Source organism: Xanthobacter aminoxidans (assembly GCF_023571765.1).
Lineage (GTDB): Bacteria > Pseudomonadota > Alphaproteobacteria > Rhizobiales > Xanthobacteraceae > Xanthobacter > Xanthobacter aminoxidans.
The window spans coordinates 213,390-231,037 of sequence record NZ_JAMJXC010000008.1 but is presented as its reverse complement, the minus strand read 5'-3'; the positions used below and the strand labels follow the sequence as shown (position 1 = coordinate 231,037).

Sequence of the window (17,648 nt, the reverse complement as noted above, 5' to 3'; positions counted from 1 at the left end):
CCGAAAACCGGCTATTTATCGTTCGATTAAATATTCTCGAACGGGCGCCCGCGTCAAGGTGGGCTATGGTCGGCACCGACGCGACGGGGAGGGGGCGACGATCACATGTCGGGCATCGCCCGGGCGCGCCGCGCCTGCGGTCCGGTCGAAAGCGAGCGCGTGTGCCGCCACCACCCCAGCCTCAAATTGCCGCCGAGGCGACGCGTAGGCGCCTGGCTCATGGTCATCGATCCTCGCATCTGATGCGTCCCGGAAATCGTCGCCATGTTGCCGGTGTTCGGGATCGGTCTCTTGTCGAATATGCCGGTCGCTTTGAACGATTGCGTCATGGGAGACGATGACGGCGGCGGTGCTTCTGCTTCGGGGCCTTGAGGCATGAGATCACGGGCGGACCCGGGACAGGAACAGCCAGCACTCACGCAATCGCTCGCCCCGTGCCATGTGGCTTCGGGGCGAGCGATCGCGAACCGGGCGGTCGGTCGTCAGCCGTAGCTGCCGTGCCCCCCTTCGTGCTGCACCTTCCCCCGGAAGATCCAGTAGGCGTGGGCCTGATAGGCCAGCACCACCGGGATGATGACCATGACGCCCACCCCGAGGAAGGCGAGGGACCGGGGATCCGAAAGCCCGTCCCACACCGTGACCTGACGGGGCACCACATAGGGCCACAGGCTCACCACGAGGCCGAACAGGCCGAGGGCGAACAGAACGAGGGACAGAACGAACGTCTGCGCCTCGCGGCCATTCCAGATAGCCCACCAGATCCCCGCGATCACCGCCAGAGTGAGGAGCGGCACGGGCGCGAGCCAGAACAGGTTGGGAAGGGCGAACCAGCGGGCCGCGACCTCGGGCACGCTCCAGGCACTCCACAGGCTCACCAGCAGCATCATCGCGGCGGTGAGGATGAGCGCGGCCCGGGCGATCTCCCGGCCGAACACCTGCGTCGGACCCTCCGCCTTCCAGATCAGCCAGCCGGCACCGATGAGCGCGTATCCGCCCACGAGGCCGATGCCGCACAGCACGCCGAGCACGCTGAGGAAGCTGAAGGCACCGCCTGAGAACATGCCGTTCTCCACCGGCACCCCTTCGATGAGCCCGCCGAGGATAAGCCCCTGGCAGAAGGTGGCGAGGAAGGAGCCGGCGAAGAAGGCGGCATCCCACACCGGCCGGAACCGCGTCGCCTGCAGGCGGAAGCCGAAGGCGACGCCCCGGAAGATCAAGGCGAACAGCATGAACATGATGGGCAGATAGAAGGCCGGCAGCAGGACGTAGTAGCCAGCGGGGAAGGCGGCGAACAGCAGCGTGCCGCCCATCACCAGCCACGTCTCGTTGCCATCCCAGACGGGTTCGATGGAGGCCATCATCACGTCGCGGTCCTGATCGCGCGGGGCGGCGAGGAAGAGGATGCCGACGCCCAGGTCCAGCCCGTCGGCGAGCACGTAGACCGTGACGCAGAAAAGGGCGGCGGCGGCAAAGAGGAGCGGCACATGGTCCGCCTGCATCAGCTCGGTCATGGTCAGGCCTTCGCTTGTCCGGCGCCGGGGGCGGGCAACGGGGTGGTGGGGGAATGGGTGAAGAGGCCGACACTGGCGCGCTCCATGCCGGGGCGTTCCGCCACCTCGGGCGACGTGTCGGTCGGGCCCTTGAACGCCACCCGTCCGGCGAACCAGAGGAAGGCGAGGAGGAGCAGGTTGTAGACCGCGAAGAAGATGAGGAGGCTGGTGGTCACCGCCCCGGCGGCCACCGGGGCGACGGCATCGGCGGTGCGTAGCACGCCGTAGATGATCCAGGGCTGCCGGCCCGCCTCCGTCACCGTCCATCCGGCCAGCACGGCGACGAGGCCGAGGGGGGTGGTCGTCATGGCGAGATACTGGAACCAGCGGGTGTCGTAGAGCCGTCCGCGCATCCGCAGCACCAGCCCCGTCAGCGCCGTCATCAGCAGCAGCATGCCGATGCCGGCCATGATGCGGAAGGCGAAGAACACGATCGGCACGTTGGGCTGGTCGGCGGGCGACACCGCTTTCAGGCCCTCAACCTCGCCGTTCCAGCTGTGGGTGAGGTAGAGGCTCGCGAGGTGGGGGATTTCGAGCGCGTAGAGGTTCTTCTGCGCCGCCATGTCCGGCCAGGCGATCACCGTCATGGCCGGGCCGCGGGTGGTGTCCCACAGACCCTCCATGGCGGCGAGCTTGGTGGGCTGTTCGACGAGCGTGTTGCGGCCGTGCAGGTCGCCGATGAAGATCTGGAGCGGCGCCAGCACCAGCGCCAGCCACAGCGCCATGGAGAAGGCGGTGCGCGAGGCGGCCACATGTTGGCCGCGCCACAGATGGAAGGCGGAGACACCGGCGATCATGAAAGCGCAGGTGAGGAAGCTGGCGCACACCATGTGGGCGAGGCGATAGGGGAAGGAGGCGGTGAAGATCACCTGCCACCAGTCCACCACATGGAAAATGCCCCCGGCATCCGCGACGGCCCCGGCCGGGGTCTGCATCCAGCTGTTGGCGGCGATGATCCAGGTGGTGCTGATGAGCGCGCCGCCCGCCACCATGAGGCAGGCGAAGAAATGTGTCGCCTTCGACACGCGGGACTCGCCGAACAGCATGATGCCGATGAAGCCGGCCTCCAGGAAAAAGGCGGTCATGGTCTCATAGGCGAGGAGCGGGCCGAGCACGTTGGCGACGGAGCGCGAGAAGCCCGCCCAATTGGTGCCGATCTGGTAGCTCAGCACGATGCCGGTCACCACGCCCATGCCGAAGACCAGCGCGAACAGGCGCATCCAGAAGCGCATGAGGTCGCGGTAGACGGTCTTGCCCGTCCGCCACCACAGGAAGCTGAGCAGGGTGACGAACCAGGCGGTGCCGATGGTGAGCGTCGGCCACAGGATGTGAAAGCCGACAGTGAAGGCGAATTGCAGGCGCGAGAGCGCAAGGGCGTCCATGGTCATTTCGCTTCGGTGGCGGGGGCGGACTTCACGAGGCGCACGGGGACGCCCTTCGAGGCCGGGGTGAAGCTCTGCGGGTCGTGCGCGTAGAGCGGCACGAGCGGATTTGTCTCCGGGTAGTAGGCGGCGCAGCTCGCCTCCGGGAACGGATGGAGCACCACGCGGAAGCCGCGCACCGCGCGCTCGATGCCGTCGGTGGAGACGGTCACGATGTCCACGCGGTCGTCCGGCTTCAGCCCGCGCTTTTCCATCTCCTTCTCGCCGAGGAAGATCACATCGCGCGCGCCATGGACGCCGCGATAGCGGTCGGAGAGCGAATAGAGCGTGGTGTTGTACTGGTCGTGGCTGCGCACGGTGGTGAGCCAGAGCGGGTGGCCGGTGACGCCGGGGTCCTCGCACAGGCCTTCGCAGACGATGAAGTTCGCCTTGCCCGAGGCCGTCGCCCAGATGCGCTCGCGGGCGGTGGAGGTGAGGTGGAAGCCGCCCGGCTGCTTGATACGCGCGTTGTACCCCTGGAAGATCGGGAACACCGCCTCGATGTCCTCGCGGATCAGCGCATAGTCCGCCGTCAGCGCCTCCCAGTTCACCCTGGAGCGGCTGCCGAGCGTCGCCCGCGCCATGCCGGCGATGATCGCCGGCTCGCTCTTCAGATGGTCGGAGGCCGGCGGGTTGTGACCCCTGGAGGCGTGGACCATGGACATGGAATCCTCCACCGTGACCGACTGCGGCCCGCTCGCCTGCATGTCGATCTCGGTCCGCCCGAGGCAGGGCAGGATCAGCGCGTCCCGACCGTGGACGAGGTGGCTGCGGTTGAGCTTGGTGGCGATGTGGACGGTGAGGTCCAGCCGGCGCATGGCCGCCTGGGTGAGCTGCCAGTCCGGGATCGCGGCGGCGAAATTGCCGCCGAGGCCGATGAACACCTTCGTCTCGCCGCGCAGCATGGCCTCCAGCGCGGTGACCACGTTGTGGCCGAAGGCACGCGGCGGGGTGAAGCCGAAGCGCGCCTCTATGGCATCGAGCAGCGCAGCGGACGGCACTTCGGTGATGCCCACCGTGCGGTCGCCCTGCACGTTGGAATGGCCGCGCACCGGACAGATGCCGGCGCCCTCGCGCCCCACATTGCCCTTGAGCAGCGCGAGATTGGCGATCTGCTGCACATTCTGCGTGCCGTGGCGATGCTGGGTGATGCCCATGCCGTAGACGAGGATGGCGCGCTCTGCCCGCATGTAGGCCTCGGCCGCCGTCTCGATGTCGGCACGGGCGATGCCGCTCTTGCGCTCGATGTCCTCCCAGGAGGTCGCGGCGAGGTCGGCGATGAGGGCATCGATGCCGGCGGTGTGGCCGCGGATGAAGTCCCAGTCGAGCACCGGCGCCAGTTCCTGCGCGCGGGCCGCTTCATCCGCCGCGACGAGATGCTTCATCACGCCCTTGAGGAGGGCCACGTCGCCGCCGACCCGCACCTGGAAGATGCGCGAGGAGATGGGCGTGGAGGTGAGCGTCGCCATTTCCACCGGGTTCTGCGGCGCCTGGAAGCGCTCCAGAGCCCGTTCGCGGAACGGGTTGAACGACATGATGGTGGCGCCCCGCCGCGAGGCGTTGCGCAGCTCGGTCATCATGCGCGGGGAATTGGTGCCCGGGTTCTGACCGAAGATGAAGATGCAGTCCGCCCGTGCGAAGTCCTCCAGCAGCACCGTGCCCTTGCCGACGCCGATGGACTGGGGCAGCCCGACGCTGGTGGCCTCGTGGCACATGTTGGAGCAGTCCGGAAAGTTGTTGGTGCCGTATTCGCGGGCGAACAGCTGATAAAGAAACGCCGCCTCGTTGGAGGCGCGGCCCGAGGTGTAGAAATCCACCATGTTGGGGTCTGGCAGGGCATTGAGATGCTGCCCCACGAGGGCGAACGCCTCTTCCCAGCGCACCGGCAGGTAGCGGTCGCTCGCCGCGTCATAGCGCATGGGATGGGTGAGGCGGCCCTCCATCTCCAGCTCGTAGTCGCCGAAGGCGGCAAGTTCTGTCACGGTGTGGGCGGCGAAGAATTCAGGCGTGCAGCGCTTCGCCGTCGCCTCCCACGCCACCGCCTTGCCGCCGTTCTCGCAATATTCGAAGGGCGAGGTGTGCTTGGGGTCGGCCCATCCGCAGCCGGGACAGTCGAAGCCGCCGGGCTGGTTCATGCGGGCGAGGGTGGCCATGCCGGAGACGGCGACGTGCTGTTCCACCAGCGCGCTGCCCATGGCCTTCAGGGCGCCCCAGCCGCCGGCGGGCTCATGATAGGGACGAATGGTTTTTGCGATGCCCATGGGCGGCTCCCGCAGCAATGAGGGGGTGAGGCCGTCAAGCGAGGGGGCTCGTCTCGACTGCACAAGTCGCCGGACGTGAAAGTAACCGGAAGACGAGGATATGATTGCCGCCGGATCAGCCCGAATAAATGGGCTTCACATATGCCCGGCGCATACCTTTGTATGGCGCGGGACAGTCTTTGCGCAGGATGACGGGGCAGGGGACGAGGCAGGGATGAGGCGGCGCGAACGCATACGGCCCGCCCGTTTCGGGGCGGGCCGTCGGTCGGCTCGGGTCGGTCGTTACTTCCCGGAGATCGAGACCGTCGCGGTGAGGCCGGCGGAGAGGATGACCGAGGGTGGCACGGGATCGAGGGCGATGCGCACCGGCACGCGCTGGGCGAGGCGCACCCAGGTGAAGACCGGGTTCACCGAGGCGAGGCCGGAGACATCCGGCGCCACATTGGGGATGGCGATGCCCCGGCCGATGCCGGTGACGTGGCCGGCGAGGGGCGTGGAATAGGCCATCAGCGCGACCTTCGCCTTGTCGCCCACGTGGATGCCGGCAAGGACGGTCTCCTCGAAATAGCCGTCCACCCAGAAACTGTCGCTGTCCACCACGGAGAGCGCGCGCTGGCCGCTGGTGCCATAGTCGCCCACCTGGGTGAGCAGGTTCGTGACATAGCCGTTCACCGGAGAGACGATGCGCGTGCGGCTGAGGTTGAGCTTCGCCTGGTCGCGATCGGCGAGGGCCTGCTGATAGGCGGCCACAGCCATGTCCGCCGAGGCCGCGAAGCTCTGTTTTTCCTCCTCCGAGGCGGCGATGGCGCTCAGTTTCGTCCGCCGTTCCGCCTCCGCCTTCTTGTTCTCGAGGTCGGCCTTCGCGCGGGCCACGGCGGCCTCGGCGTTGGCGAGCGCGTTCTGGTAGTCGGAGGGCTCGATCACCATCAGGAGGTCGCCCTTGTGGACGAACTGGTCGGCCTTCACCGGCAGCTCGATGATGCGTCCCGAGATCTGTGGCGCCACGGTGACCACATAGGCTCGCACGGTGCCGTCGCGGGTCCAGGGCGTGGTCATGTAGGTCTCCCACATCCGCCATCCGAGGATGCCGGCGATGCCGACCACGGCGAGTGTCAGGAGCACGCCTGTCACGCGACGCGAAACGGAGGCTCCCTTTTCGGCAGGGATGTCGATGGCGGTCATGAACCTGCTCCTATGCTCAGGACGGTGAGGGACAGCACGATCACGTAGATCGCGAGATTGAACAGGGCCGGGTGCCACACCGTTCGCGATAGGCCGGTGCGGTTGCCGAACATGATGAGCGGGATGGTCATCAACCACGCCGCCAGCATCATGGCTGCAAAGGGCGAGAACAGCACGCCGAGGAGATTGAGTTCCGAGAACATGGGATGGATCTCGTCTTTCCGGATCTAGCTGAGGTTGGTGCGCTGACCGTTCGTCCCTTCGAGGAGGTTTGAACAGGCGCCGAGCGCATCCGTGATGATCTTGATCTGCACACGCGATGATATGACCGCCGGCGCCTCGGAGGGTTGGGAGGCCGCCCGCTCCGCCAGCGCGCGCTCCATGTCGCCGAAGGCGATGCGCGCCTGCGCCGCCCGCCCCTCCGCAAGCGCGACACTGGCGTCCGAGATGAGCCGGCGCTCGACTTCGTCCGCCGGCGTTTCGCGCAGGAGGATCAGGGCCCGCCCGAGGACGAAGAGCGTCAAGAGGGAGCTCGCCTGTTCGTCCGTGGCTTGGGGCGGCAGATCCTCGACACGGCGTGTCATCACCGCCGTCCAGCGCATGGCGTCCCGGGTCTGTGGCCGGCCCGCGAGCCGTCGCAGGTCGCGGACCGAGAGGGCGAGAAGGCGTCGCGTCCGCACCTCGGGCGACAGACCCGGAATGATGATGAAGAACAGCGTTCCGATGATGTTGCCCAGGATGATCGTCAGCGCGATGTTGAAAAAAGTGGACGCATCATAGGAAGTCGGGTTCCCGACCCCGATCAGAGGCAGGAGATTGACGGACATCGCCAGGAACAGCGGCGTGTGCCAGCTGCCCGCCTGCATCCAGCCGACCGGCACCAGGAAAAGCGCCAGCATCACGGCGAGCTGCGGGAAGGTGGAGATGGACGGCATGATGCCGAAATAGAGCCTGCAGGCGACACCCACCACGAGGATGGAGCCGATGGTGTAGTCCGTGACGAGCACGCGGGCCTGATCGCCCGCCGGAGCGAAGATCAGGACGGCGATCGCGACGAAGGCAATGGCGAGGGGACCGTTCGGCCATTCGGTGGCGATGGTGAAGGCCGCCGCCGCGGCGACCGCCGAGAAGACACGGAAGCCGCTGAGCAGGGGCGGAAGCGGATCGCCGATGACGACGGCCCACGGTGCGGTCCGGCGTTCGGCCCTCGCACCCATGAGCAAGGCGATGCTTCCTGCTGTCGCTTGGAGGCAAAGGACGAGGTCGCGGGCCGCATCCGCCAGAACTGAGGCGCTGGCCTCATCTTTTGGAAGCGTCTCAAGAGTTTGCAAAGCCTCCGCGCAGGCGCTGCGGAGCCGCTCCGGGTCTCGCCCGAGATCGGCCGGGTCGAGGCGGGACAGCAGGGTGTCCAGGCATGCAAGAACGTCGTGGTCCGGTTGGCCGGAAACCTCCTGCTCCAAGGCAATCCTCTGCCAGCCGAGCGCCGCGTCCATGAGGCGTGCGCCGGCCTCGCGCAGATGACCGCTGCGTGAGCGCAGATATGGGGAATCCGCCATGGCCGCATCGGCTGCGGCCTGAAGCAGGCTCAGCTTCCGCAGGACTTCCCTGGGGCTCACGCCTGTCTCGCGCGTGTCTTGCGGCGCGGCGAGGGTCGAACGGAAGCCGCGGACCAACTGGCGGGCCATATCTTCCAGAAGGCTGGCGAAGGTCCTGCGCGCGGCGCCGAAGTCGGTGAGGAGGATGACGAAGAGCGTCGATCCGATGCCGATGCCGATTTCGCTGACACGAACGATGGAGAAAAAGAAGGCCGACGTCGGATCGGCGATGGTGTCGGCGAAGATCACCGCTGCGGTAAAGCCGGCCAGGGCCGCGGCGTAGGACGCAAAATTCCGGAGCACCACGACGGCGACCCCGCACAGGCCGCACCACGCGGCGAGGCAGAAGGCGAGGGTGTATCGGCTCTGGGCGAAGAGCCCGAGCACCGTCACCATGGCCAGCGCGCCCGCCACCGTTCCGATGATCCGCCAGCGTCCCTTCTGCAGGGATGTGCCGAGGTTCGGCTGGCACACGATGGCCGCTGTCGTCGCCGCCCAGAAAGAGTTCTGGAGTTCGAGCGCATAGGTGATGTAGAGCGCCAGACAAACCGACGCCGCAAGCCGGACGCCGAACAGGGCGCGCGGACCCCAGGAGCGAAGGCGCGCGCGCAGGGCTCCGGAATTTGTCTCCGGGGGGCTGTCGAGAGTGCCTTGTACTGTGGAGCTCATTGATGCCGTGCCTTGCTGAACCCATCGAGGCTCTGTTGAGCATAGGTCTTGCCGGGCAACGGCCAATTATACGCAAGGTAGGGGGGGCCTACCTTGGTTTGATTACACTATCGGGTTAGCCGAGCGAACCGCCGAGGCGCTGACCGTAGGCGACGATCGCCGCCCCCACCGGCGCGCGCTCGGCGGCATAGGCGGCGAGGGCGGTGTCAATATCCGGGGTGTGGCTGAGCGCATCGCGGAGCGCGAAGGCATCGCCCGCCGCCTTCGCCACGCCCATCGCGGTGTGGGGGCGGGCGACGAAGGCCGCATCGCCCATGAGCGCGACGCGGCCGGAAACCATCTGCGGCGGCGCGTAGTCGAAGATGGCATGGAGAAAGGGGCGCGGCTCGGCCTCCACCACGGCGGCGAAGGCCGGGGGCAGCAGGCGCGCGGCATCGGATTTCATCGCGGCTGCGATGTCCGGCCGAACCCGACCTGACGCGAGGGAGAAGGGGCGGCGCACGCCGTCGATGTCGGTGAGAACGCTGTCGAGTTCGTCCGGCGTATAGCGCCGGTACCAGACCCAATTGTAGCGGCGGTGGCCGGTGACGGTGGAGCCGTCCGGGCCGGGCACGAGATAGCCCAGGATGTGCGAGCCCGGCATCTCGTAGAAGGCGAAGCGGTCGAAGAGCTGCCGGGCGGCCACCGCCGGCACCTCCGCCTCGGGGAGGAGGCCGCGCCAGGTGGCGTAGCCCACATATGTGGGCCGGGACTCCGGGCCCGCAACCGCGCTGCGCAGCGTCGAGCCGACGCCGTCGGCGCCGATGACGAGATCCGCCCGCTCCTCGGTGCCATCGGAATAGGTCACGCGGGCGCTGCCGGGCGCCTGCGTCACGGAAACCGCCTGCCGGTCGATGTGGTAGCGATCATCCGGCAGAAGGTGGCGGAAGGTGCGGAACAGCACGTCCCAGGAGAGCTGGGTCTGGGGCGTGCGCTGGCGATGGATGATGGCCCCGGCCCGGTCGAGATAGATGCGCTCGTGGGCCGTCACTCCCACGTGGGCGAGGTGCTCCACGCCGACTTCCCTCAGGATGTCGAACACCTCGCGCTGGGCGACGAGGCCGGCGCCCCGCCCCTCCAGCCCATGCACCGATCGTTCCGTCACGCGCACGTCGAAGCCGGCGCGGTGCAGCAGCACGGCGGCGAACAGGCCGCCGATGGAGCCGCCGACGATGAGAATGCGAGGGGGCATGGCCTGTCTCTCCTGAACGCTAGACGATGAAATCGATGACGCCGCCATCGACCCGCAGGGCGGCGCCGGTGGTGGCGGAGGCGAGCGGCGAGGCGATGTAGACCGCCATGTTGGCGACCTCCTCAACGCTCGCCGGCCGCTGGATGATGGAGCTTGGCCGGTGGGCCTTCACGAAGTCGGCGCCGGCCTCCTCCAGCGTCTTGCCCGCCGCCACCGCGTCCTTCAGCATGGCGGCGACGCCCTCCGACAGAGTGGGGCCGGGCAGGATGGAATTCACGGTCACGCCCGTGCCCGCCATGCGCTTGGCGAGGCCGCGGGCGAGGGAGACGTCAGCCGTCTTGCTGACGCCGTATTGGATCATGTCCGCCGGGATGTTGAAGGCGGATTCCGAGCCGAGGAACAGCATGCGCCCCCAGCCGCGCTCCGCCATGCCCGGCAGGTAGGCGCGGGCGAGGCGCACGCCCGACATGACGTTGATCGCCCAATGCCGGTCCCACACCGCGTCGTCGGTTTCGAAGAAGTCGGACGGCTGGAAGATGCCGAGATTGTTCACGACGATATCGAACGCCGGCTCGGCCGCCACCAGCGCGGCGGCGCCTTCCGCGGTGCCGAGGTCGATGGCCTGCCCACGCGCCGTGCCGCCGATGCGCACGACGGCCTCGGCCACCTTCGCCTCCGCGCGCCCGTTGACGACGACCGTTGCCCCGGCCTGCGAAAGCCCCTTGGCGATGGCGAAGCCGATGCCTTCGCTCGACCCGGTGACGAGGGCGGTCTTGCCCGAGAGATCGATCTTCATGGCTGTCTCCTGTGGGTGTGGCGATGCCGCGCCCGGCGCGGGATCGGGCTCCGTTCAGCGGAGCGGCGGTGGATCCATCATGGCATGGCGGATGCGGCTTGCATCGAGGGGCAGGGTGGCGAGGCGCTGGCCGCTGGCGTCGCGGATGGCATTGCCCAGCGCCGCCCCCATGGGCCCCTGCGCCGCCTCCCCCGCGCCGAGGAAGGGCAGTCCCGGCCGAGGCACGATGTGGACCTCCACGGCGCGGGGCACGCGGGAGAAGCGCAGGATGGGATAGGCCGCCCAGTCCACCGAGGTGATGCGCCGACGATCGAAGCGCACGCCCTCGAACAGCGTCCAGCTCGTCGCCTGCACGATGCCGCCCTCGATCTGGTTGCGCACCCCGTCCGGGTTCACCACCTGCCCCGTGTCCACCGCCGCCATCACGCGCGTGACGATGAGGCGGCCGGTGTCCGCATCGATGGCGACCTCCAGCGCGATGGCGCAATAGGCCTCGAGGTTCTTGTAGCGCGCGAAGGCGAAGCCGTAGCCGCCTCCGGCGGGGGGCTTCGGCCGGTCCTTCCAGCCGAAGCGCTCGGCGGCGGTGGTGATGACCGCCTTCGCCCGCTCGTCCTGAAGATGGCGCATGCGGAATTCCACCGGGTCCTGCCCCGCCCGGCGGGCGAGTTCGTCCATGGTGCTCTCGATGGCGAAGACGTTGAGGTAGCCACCCAGCGAGCGCATGGAGGAGCCGCGCAGCGGCATCTCCGGCAGGAAGTGGTTCACCGCCCGCGCATTGGGCAGCACGTAGAGCGGCACGGCGTTTCGGTCGCCTCCGCCTTCCGGCATGGGCAGGTCCACCGGCGGCGCCGGGGGGAACGGCTCGGCCTTGTCGCGGGCGGCGAGGAGGGTCCCGGGCGGGCCGGGGCGCATCATGTGCGACTGGCTCCACACATCGTGCTGCCATGCGGTGATCGCGCCGTCCGGTCCCAGCGCCGCGCGCACGCGGGCTACCATGCCCGGTCCGAACGGCTCCCAGGCATGCTCCTGCTCGCGCATCCACTGCACGCGCACCGGCCGGCCGGGGAGGGCGCGGGCAAGCATCGCTGCGTCGGCGCCGGCATCATCCGCGCCGTTCTGGCCATAGCAGCCGGCCCCCTCCGCATGGATGCAGCGCACCTTCTCCGGGGGCATGGCGAGGAGGCCCGCGAGGGCATCGCGCAGCGGATAGACGCCCTGGGTGTGGGTCCACACCATCATGGCATCGCCCTCCAGATGCGCGATGGCGCAGGAGGGGCCGATGGAGCCATGGGAGAGATAGGGGCGGGTGAACAGGGTGTCGAGTGTGAAGGACGGCGCATCGGGCTGCCCCACGTCGAGAATGGTGGTGTCCCGCGTGGGCAGGGCCATCAGCGCCTCGGGCAGGCGCGCCTCGTCGGGAAGCTGCGCCGTTTCTTCCCAGCGGGCGAGGGTGGCGAGCCGGCGCATGGCCTGGATCGCCGTCCATTCCTGCTCGGCGATCACCCCCAGGAAGGCGCCGTCGCGCACCACTTTGAGCACGCCAGGCATGGCCTCCACCGGCCCGGCGTCGAGCGCGACCAGCCGGGCGCCGTAGCTCGGCGGGCGCACGATGCGGCCGTGGACCATGCCGGGCAGGCGCATGTCCTGCACATAGGCCGCCCCGCCTGTGACTTTCGCCGGGATGTCGACGCGCGGCACGGGGCGATCCATCACCGTGAAATCGCGCGGATCGGTGAGGATCGAGGTGGGTGCGGCGTCCACGTGCAGCAAGGTGTCGGAGACCAGCTCGCCATAAGAGAGCCGAAGGCCGGCGGGGCCCGCGATGACGCCATCGCGGGCGATCAGATCCGCGCGGGCAACGCCAGCCCGGCGCGCGGCCTCGCCGATGAGGATCTCGCGCACCTGCGCCGCCGCATTGCGGATGGCGGTGCCGGAATCCTGCACCGAGTGGCTGGCGGCCGTATAGCCCTCGTTGGGTGTGCGGCCGGTGTCGGCGGTGATGAGGTCGAGCCGCGAGAGGGGCAGCTTCAGCTCTTCCGCCGCCACCTGCAGCAGAGCGGTGCGGATGCCCTGTCCCAGCTCCGCCTTGCCGGTGAAGATGGTGGCGGTGCCGTCCGGCGCGATGCGGATCCAGGCGTCCAGCCGGGGCGTGGCGTCGAGGCTACCGGGCAGGCCTCGCAGGGGTGTCGCGCTGGCGCCGGTCTCGGTCTGGGCGAAAGCCCGGCCGGACAAGCTGAAGGCGAGAATGAGGGCGCCGGTGCCCCGCAGCACGGCGCGTCGGGAGAGGGCCTGTGTCATCGCACGGCCTCCATTTTGCCAGCCATCGCGCGGGCGGCGCGCTTCACGGCGCGGACGATGCGCACATGGGTTCCGCATCGGCACAGGCTGGGTTCGAGGGCGGCGAGGATGGCGGCGTCGTCCGGGTCGCCATCGCGCTCCAGCAGGGCCTGCGCGCGCATGATCATGCCGGCGATGCAATAGCCGCACTGGGCCGCCTGCTCGGCGATGAAGGCGGCCTGCACCGGCCCCGGCGCCTCGGCGCTGCCGAGCCCCTCGAGCGTGCGCACCGCGCGCCCCTCCAGCAGCATCACCGGCGTGACGCAGGAGAAGACGGGCTCCCCGTCCACCAGCACCGTGCAGGCGCCACACTGGCCGAGGCCGCAGCCGAATTTCGCGCCGTTCAGTTCGAGTTCGCCGCGCAGCACGTAGAGCAGGGGCGTGTCCGGCGCCGCGGCGATGGTACGGCGCGTGCCGTTGACGGTGAACGTGGTCATGGGGCGCCTTTCGCGGGGTTCACGTTGGTCTGGGGAGAGGCCGCGCGGCGGGCCGCGGTGATGGCTGGGGCGAGATCCGGCCAGGCGGGCCGCGCGGCGATGTCGCGGCGCAGGTAGTCGAGAAGAGCCGTCAGCGCGGTGTCGTCCATGGCGGCGAAGGGCGGCATGACGGGCGCCGCCAGGCCATCCGCGGCCGGAACCCCGCGCAGGATGAGGTTGAGCAGGTTCTGGGGCGTCTCGGCAGCAAGCGCCGTGGAGAGGGCGAGGTCCACGCCGCCGAGCGGCAGCGGCCGGCCGGCCTGGTGGCAGACAGCACAGGCGGCGGCGAAGACGCGACGGCCCGCGCCGGTATCCGCGGGAAGGGCTATGGCGGCCGCCTGCCAGCCCGTCGATTGCGGCCGCTGGCCGGAGGCATCGGGCGCTGGCGCCTTCGGCATCGCAGTCTTGCTGGCGGGCGTGCCGAGCGAAGCGAGATAGTCCGCCATCGCCTCGATGTCCTGCGCGGGGGCCTCGGCGAGGTTCTCCGTCACCGGCCCCATGGGGCCGAGCGCGACGCCGTGATCCGCCTGCCAGCCCTCGCGCAGATACTGGGCGAGGGCCGCCTTCGTCCACGGCACGCGGACGGGCGACTGCGCGCCCAGGGGGTAAGCGGTCCAGCCCTCGGCCTCGCCACCGGCAAAGGCGCGGGAGCGGATTTCAGCACCCATCAGGTTGCGCGGCGTGTGGCACGCGCCGCAATGGGCGAGGCCCTCCACCAGATAGCGGCCCCGGTTCCATGCGGCATCGCGCGCGGGATTGTTCGCGAAGGGCTCGGGATGGAAGAACAGGAGCTTCCAGCCGGCGAGCACGAGGCGGATGTTGATGGGGAAGGGCAGCTGGTTCGCCGGTGCCGTGGCAACCACCGGCGCGCGGGTCATCAGGAAGGCGTAGAGCGCCGCGAGGTCTGCGTCTGTGGTCAGGCTGAAATGGTCGTAGGGAAAGGCCGGATAGAGGTGCCGGCCTTCGCGGTCCACGCCCTCGCGCATGGCCCGCACGAAGGCCGCGAGCGGCCAGCGCCCGATGCCGGTTTCGGGATCGGGGGTGATGTTGGTGGAATAGATCGTGCCGAACGGCGTCGGCATGGCGAGGCCGCCGGCGAAGGTCGGTCCGCCCGGCGCGGTGTGGCAGGTGCGGCAATCCCCGATGAGGGCGAGCGACGCGCCCCGCTCGATCTGCGCACGCTCGAACGCGGCGGCAGGCGGGGGCGAAACCGGGGCCATCTCGCCATGCCAGGCGTAGGCCAGCGCGGCGAGCGCGCCGCAGCCGGCGGCAACGAGGGACAGGAGCAGTACGCGCTTCATCATCATCCGCACCCTTTCTGGGGGTGCACCATGCGGCTGCCCGGCGCCCTCATCTTTCCGAAACGCACTAAAGGGGCACCCGCCAAACCCAAGTATGAGCGGGCCACGCCTATGGCCGATTTCCCCCGGCCCGTCCTCCCGACACTCTCGCAGTCGACATTGGACACCTGCGACGCAGAAAGGGACGAGGCACGCACATGACTGATCCGCACGACGCTTCCACACATGCCTTGCTGCAGCCGGGCCAGGCCGCGCCTGACTTCACCCTGCCGGCCACGCCCGACCAGAGGCTGTCCCTCTCCGACCTGAGGGGCGCTCCCGTCATTCTCGCCTTCTATCCGGCCGACTGGAGCCCGGTGTGCGGCGACCAGATGGGCCTCTACAACGAGATGCTGCCGGAGTTTCACCGCTCCGGCGCCCAGCTCGTGGGAATCTCCACGGACGGCGTGTGGTGCCACGCGGCCTTCGCTGAGGCGCGCAAGCTGCATTTCCCGCTGCTCGCGGATTTCGAGCCCAAGGGCGAGGTCGCCCGGCGCTACGGCGCCTACCGCGCGCAGGATGGCGTCGCCGAGCGGGCGCTGTTCGTGATCGATGCCGAGGGCGTCATCCGCTGGAGCTATCTCTCGCCGCTCGGCCTGAACCCCGGCGCGGACGGCATTCTCGATGCGCTCGACGCGCTCGTTCCCACCCCCAAGCCCCCCGTCTCGAACGCCCCGGCCTCGGACACCCTCGCCTCGAACATCCATGGAGCGCAGGCATGACGCGGCGTCTTCCTCCCGTGAGTGCCACCGACAAGGTGGCCGGGCCGGCCGATGCACCGGTGACCCTCATCGAGTACGGCGATTACGAATGCCCCTATTGCGGCGAGGCCTATCCGGTGCTCAAGGCCGTGCAGGAGGCGATGGGCGCCCGGCTGCGCTTCGTGTTCCGCAATTTCCCGCTGACGGAGATGCACGCCCATGCGCTGCGCGCCGCGCAGTTCACCGAGGCGGCCGCCGCATCCGGGGTGTTCTGGGCCGCCCATGACATGCTCTACGAGCACCAGGACGCGCTCGATGTGGCGAGCCTCACGTCCTATGCCGCGCAGCTCGGCATCGAGCGCCGCGTGCTGCAGGCGGCCTTCCAGGGTCGGTACGACGCCATCATCCAGCAGGACTTCGTCGGCGGCGCGCGCGCTGGCGTGAACGGCACGCCGTGCCTCTTCATCAACGGTGTCCGCTACGACGGGCCGAGGGACAGGCAGAGCCTGATCGAGGTGCTCGATCGCGCTGCCGCCACCGCAGAGATCGACGTCCCGGCCTGAGCCCGGATGCACCCGCCTGAGGAGGCAACCATGATCTTCAAGCAGACTTCAACCCTGCGTCCCGGCGCGCCCGCGCTCGCCGGCGCCACGCCCGAGCCCGGCACGCTGGGGTTCGGCGCCACGCTCGCCATGGCCACCGCGGCCGGCCTCGCGGTGGCGAACATCTATTACAACCAGCCCATGCTGGCGCTGATCGAGCAGGATCTGCCGGGCGCGCTCACGGGGGCCATTCCCACCGCCACCCAGCTCGGCTACGCCATCGGCCTCGTGCTGCTCGTCCCGCTCGGCGACCTGGTGGAACGCCGGCGCCTGATCGTCGTGCAGTTCGTGCTGCTGGCGGCGGCGCTGGTGCTGGCCGCCGTGGCGCCCACGGCGCTGCTGCTCGTGGCGGCCTCGCTGGCGGTGGGGCTCGCCTCCACAGTCGCCCAGCAGATCGTGCCCCTCGCCGCCCATTTCGCGGCGCCCGAGAAACGGGGCGCGACGGTGGGCACGGTGATGGCCGGGCTGCTGACGGGCATCCTCCTCAGTCGCACCGTTGCCGGCTTCGTCGCCTCGCACGGCGGCTGGCGCGAGATGCTGTGGCTCGCGGCGCCCATGGCGCTGGGCGGCGCGGTGCTGATGGCGGTGACGCTGACCAGCAGCAAGCCGGACTCGCGTCTGAGCTATCACCGGCTGCTCCATTCCGTGTGGCAGCAGTGGCTGGATTTTCCCGCGCTGCGGCTCGCGGCGATCACGCAGGCAGCGCTGTTTGCGGCCTTCACCGTGTTCTGGACCATCCTCGCCTTCCGGCTCGCCGAGCCGCGCTTCGGCCTCGGCGCCGAGGTGGCGGGATTGTTCGGCCTGGTGGGCGCCGTCGGCATCCTTGCCGCGCCGCTGGCCGGCCGGTTCGCGGACAAGCGCGGCCCGAGGCTGGCGGTGATGGTGGGCTCCATCGTCACGCTCGCTGCATGGGTCGTGTTCGGCGCGTGGGGATCGCTTGTCGGGCTGATCGTCGGCGTGATGCTGCTGGATTTCGGCATGCAGAGTGCCCTCGTCTCCAACCAGCACATCGTCTTTGCCCTGCGGCCGGAGGCGCGGGCGCGGATCAACACGGTGCTCATGAGCGCCATGTTCCTCGGCGGCTCCATCGGCTCGGCCACGGCGACGCTCGCCTGGGGGGCCGGCGGCTGGTTCCTCGTCACGGTGCTGGGGACGGCGTTCGCCGCCTTCGCCGTCGGCCTCCAGCTGCTCGCGGCCCGCAGCCGCCGGGCCGATCCCTCACACTGATCGGCCGTTGGCCGGAAGAAGGGTCAAGGAGGCGCCGCCATGCGCACGGGATGCTGTTTTGCCCTTCTTCTGGCCGTCGCCCTGTGGCCGGCGCGCGCCCTCTGCGCCGATAGCTTCTACGCCATCCCGGATGGCGCGAGGCAGGGGCCGCCCGGCACGCTCCTGAAGGCGGAGCCCGTGCCGCCGCCGCCGGGCGCGGGCGCCGCCTATCGCATCATCTATCGCTCGCGCAATCACGCCGGACGCCCGGTGGCGATTTC

Annotated in this window: 14 protein-coding genes; 3 read left to right on the top strand and 11 right to left on the bottom strand. The window is 69.3% G+C overall.

Annotated elements, in window-relative coordinates:
• Positions 1-482 precede the first annotated feature (482 nt).
• From cydB to EJ105_RS14590, 11 genes are all read right to left on the bottom strand, one after another.
• Positions 483-1,511: a cytochrome d ubiquinol oxidase subunit II gene (gene cydB / locus EJ105_RS14640; protein ID WP_250166907.1), complete on the bottom strand. Its 1,029-nt coding sequence runs from the start codon at positions 1,509-1,511 to the stop codon at positions 483-485.
• Positions 1,512-1,513: 2 nt separating this feature from the next.
• On the bottom strand, positions 1,514-2,932 hold the full coding sequence (locus tag EJ105_RS14635; protein ID WP_250166906.1) for a cytochrome ubiquinol oxidase subunit I: 1,419 nt from the start codon (positions 2,930-2,932) through the stop codon (positions 1,514-1,516).
• A gap of 2 nt (positions 2,933-2,934) precedes the next feature.
• Positions 2,935-5,232, bottom strand: a complete 2,298-nt coding sequence (locus EJ105_RS14630) for an FdhF/YdeP family oxidoreductase (protein WP_250166905.1) — start codon at positions 5,230-5,232, stop codon at positions 2,935-2,937.
• A 282-nt stretch (positions 5,233-5,514) separates the two neighbouring features.
• The gene (locus tag EJ105_RS14625; protein ID WP_250166904.1) at positions 5,515-6,414 is read right to left on the bottom strand and encodes an efflux RND transporter periplasmic adaptor subunit; all 900 of its coding nucleotides are present in this window, start codon (positions 6,412-6,414) and stop codon (positions 5,515-5,517) included.
• A complete protein-coding gene (locus EJ105_RS14620) occupies positions 6,411-6,617 on the bottom strand; it encodes a DUF1656 domain-containing protein (protein WP_029557446.1) in 207 nt (68 codons plus the stop codon). The genes EJ105_RS14625 and EJ105_RS14620 overlap by 4 nt, the downstream gene beginning before the upstream one ends.
• A 24-nt stretch (positions 6,618-6,641) precedes the next feature.
• Positions 6,642-8,678, bottom strand: a complete 2,037-nt coding sequence (locus tag EJ105_RS14615; protein WP_250166903.1) for an FUSC family protein — start codon at positions 8,676-8,678, stop codon at positions 6,642-6,644.
• Between the two features lie 115 nt (positions 8,679-8,793).
• A complete protein-coding gene (locus EJ105_RS14610; RefSeq protein WP_250166902.1) occupies positions 8,794-9,909 on the bottom strand; it encodes an FAD binding domain-containing protein in 1,116 nt (371 codons plus the stop codon).
• A gap of 19 nt (positions 9,910-9,928) precedes the next feature.
• Positions 9,929-10,705, bottom strand: coding sequence for an SDR family NAD(P)-dependent oxidoreductase (locus EJ105_RS14605; protein WP_250166901.1), 777 nt, complete (start codon positions 10,703-10,705; stop codon positions 9,929-9,931).
• 54 nt (positions 10,706-10,759) lie between these two features.
• Positions 10,760-13,003: a xanthine dehydrogenase family protein molybdopterin-binding subunit gene (locus tag EJ105_RS14600; protein ID WP_250166900.1), complete on the bottom strand. Its 2,244-nt coding sequence runs from the start codon at positions 13,001-13,003 to the stop codon at positions 10,760-10,762.
• On the bottom strand, positions 13,000-13,479 hold the full coding sequence (locus tag EJ105_RS14595) for a (2Fe-2S)-binding protein (protein WP_250166899.1): 480 nt from the start codon (positions 13,477-13,479) through the stop codon (positions 13,000-13,002). Before EJ105_RS14595 ends, EJ105_RS14600 begins: the two co-directional genes overlap by 4 nt.
• The gene (locus tag EJ105_RS14590) at positions 13,476-14,825 is read right to left on the bottom strand and encodes a cytochrome c (RefSeq protein WP_250166898.1); all 1,350 of its coding nucleotides are present in this window, start codon (positions 14,823-14,825) and stop codon (positions 13,476-13,478) included. Before EJ105_RS14590 ends, EJ105_RS14595 begins: the two co-directional genes overlap by 4 nt.
• A 191-nt stretch (positions 14,826-15,016) precedes the next feature.
• On the opposite strand from EJ105_RS14590, the gene EJ105_RS14585 reads away from it, so the two are divergent.
• From EJ105_RS14585 to EJ105_RS14575, 3 genes are read left to right on the top strand one after another with little or no spacing between them, the layout of a single operon-like run.
• Positions 15,017-15,580 (top strand): peroxiredoxin, encoded by a 564-nt coding sequence (locus EJ105_RS14585; RefSeq protein ID WP_250166897.1) that lies wholly within the window; start codon positions 15,017-15,019, stop codon positions 15,578-15,580.
• Entirely contained in the window at positions 15,577-16,122 is a 546-nt protein-coding gene (locus EJ105_RS14580) for a DsbA family protein (protein WP_250166896.1), read from the top strand. The genes EJ105_RS14585 and EJ105_RS14580 overlap by 4 nt, the downstream gene beginning before the upstream one ends.
• A 30-nt stretch (positions 16,123-16,152) precedes the next feature.
• Positions 16,153-17,388, top strand: a complete 1,236-nt coding sequence (locus EJ105_RS14575; RefSeq protein WP_394042249.1) for an MFS transporter — start codon at positions 16,153-16,155, stop codon at positions 17,386-17,388.
• The last annotated feature ends 260 nt before the right edge of the window (positions 17,389-17,648 follow it).

Excerpts from the sequence above, each read along its gene's own strand:
- EJ105_RS14600 (WP_250166900.1), bottom strand. The coding sequence starts at position 13,003 with ATGACACAGGCCCTCTCCCGACGCGCCGTGCTGCGGGGCACCGGCGCC.
- EJ105_RS14590 (WP_250166898.1), bottom strand. The coding sequence starts at position 14,825 with ATGATGATGAAGCGCGTACTGCTCCTGTCCCTCGTTGCCGCCGGCTGC.
- EJ105_RS14585 (WP_250166897.1), top strand. The coding sequence starts at position 15,017 with ATGACTGATCCGCACGACGCTTCCACACATGCCTTGCTGCAGCCGGGC.
- EJ105_RS14605 (WP_250166901.1), bottom strand. The coding sequence starts at position 10,705 with ATGAAGATCGATCTCTCGGGCAAGACCGCCCTCGTCACCGGGTCGAGC.
- EJ105_RS14610 (WP_250166902.1), bottom strand. The coding sequence starts at position 9,909 with ATGCCCCCTCGCATTCTCATCGTCGGCGGCTCCATCGGCGGCCTGTTC.
- EJ105_RS14595 (WP_250166899.1), bottom strand. The coding sequence starts at position 13,479 with ATGACCACGTTCACCGTCAACGGCACGCGCCGTACCATCGCCGCGGCG.
- cydB (WP_250166907.1), bottom strand. The coding sequence starts at position 1,511 with ATGACCGAGCTGATGCAGGCGGACCATGTGCCGCTCCTCTTTGCCGCC.
- EJ105_RS14575 (WP_394042249.1), top strand. The coding sequence starts at position 16,153 with ATGATCTTCAAGCAGACTTCAACCCTGCGTCCCGGCGCGCCCGCGCTC.
- EJ105_RS14625 (WP_250166904.1), bottom strand. The coding sequence starts at position 6,414 with ATGACCGCCATCGACATCCCTGCCGAAAAGGGAGCCTCCGTTTCGCGT.
- EJ105_RS14620 (WP_029557446.1), bottom strand. The coding sequence starts at position 6,617 with ATGTTCTCGGAACTCAATCTCCTCGGCGTGCTGTTCTCGCCCTTTGCA.
- EJ105_RS14615 (WP_250166903.1), bottom strand. The coding sequence starts at position 8,678 with ATGAGCTCCACAGTACAAGGCACTCTCGACAGCCCCCCGGAGACAAAT.
- EJ105_RS14635 (WP_250166906.1), bottom strand. The coding sequence starts at position 2,932 with ATGGACGCCCTTGCGCTCTCGCGCCTGCAATTCGCCTTCACTGTCGGC.
- EJ105_RS14630 (WP_250166905.1), bottom strand. The coding sequence starts at position 5,232 with ATGGGCATCGCAAAAACCATTCGTCCCTATCATGAGCCCGCCGGCGGC.
- EJ105_RS14580 (WP_250166896.1), top strand. The coding sequence starts at position 15,577 with ATGACGCGGCGTCTTCCTCCCGTGAGTGCCACCGACAAGGTGGCCGGG.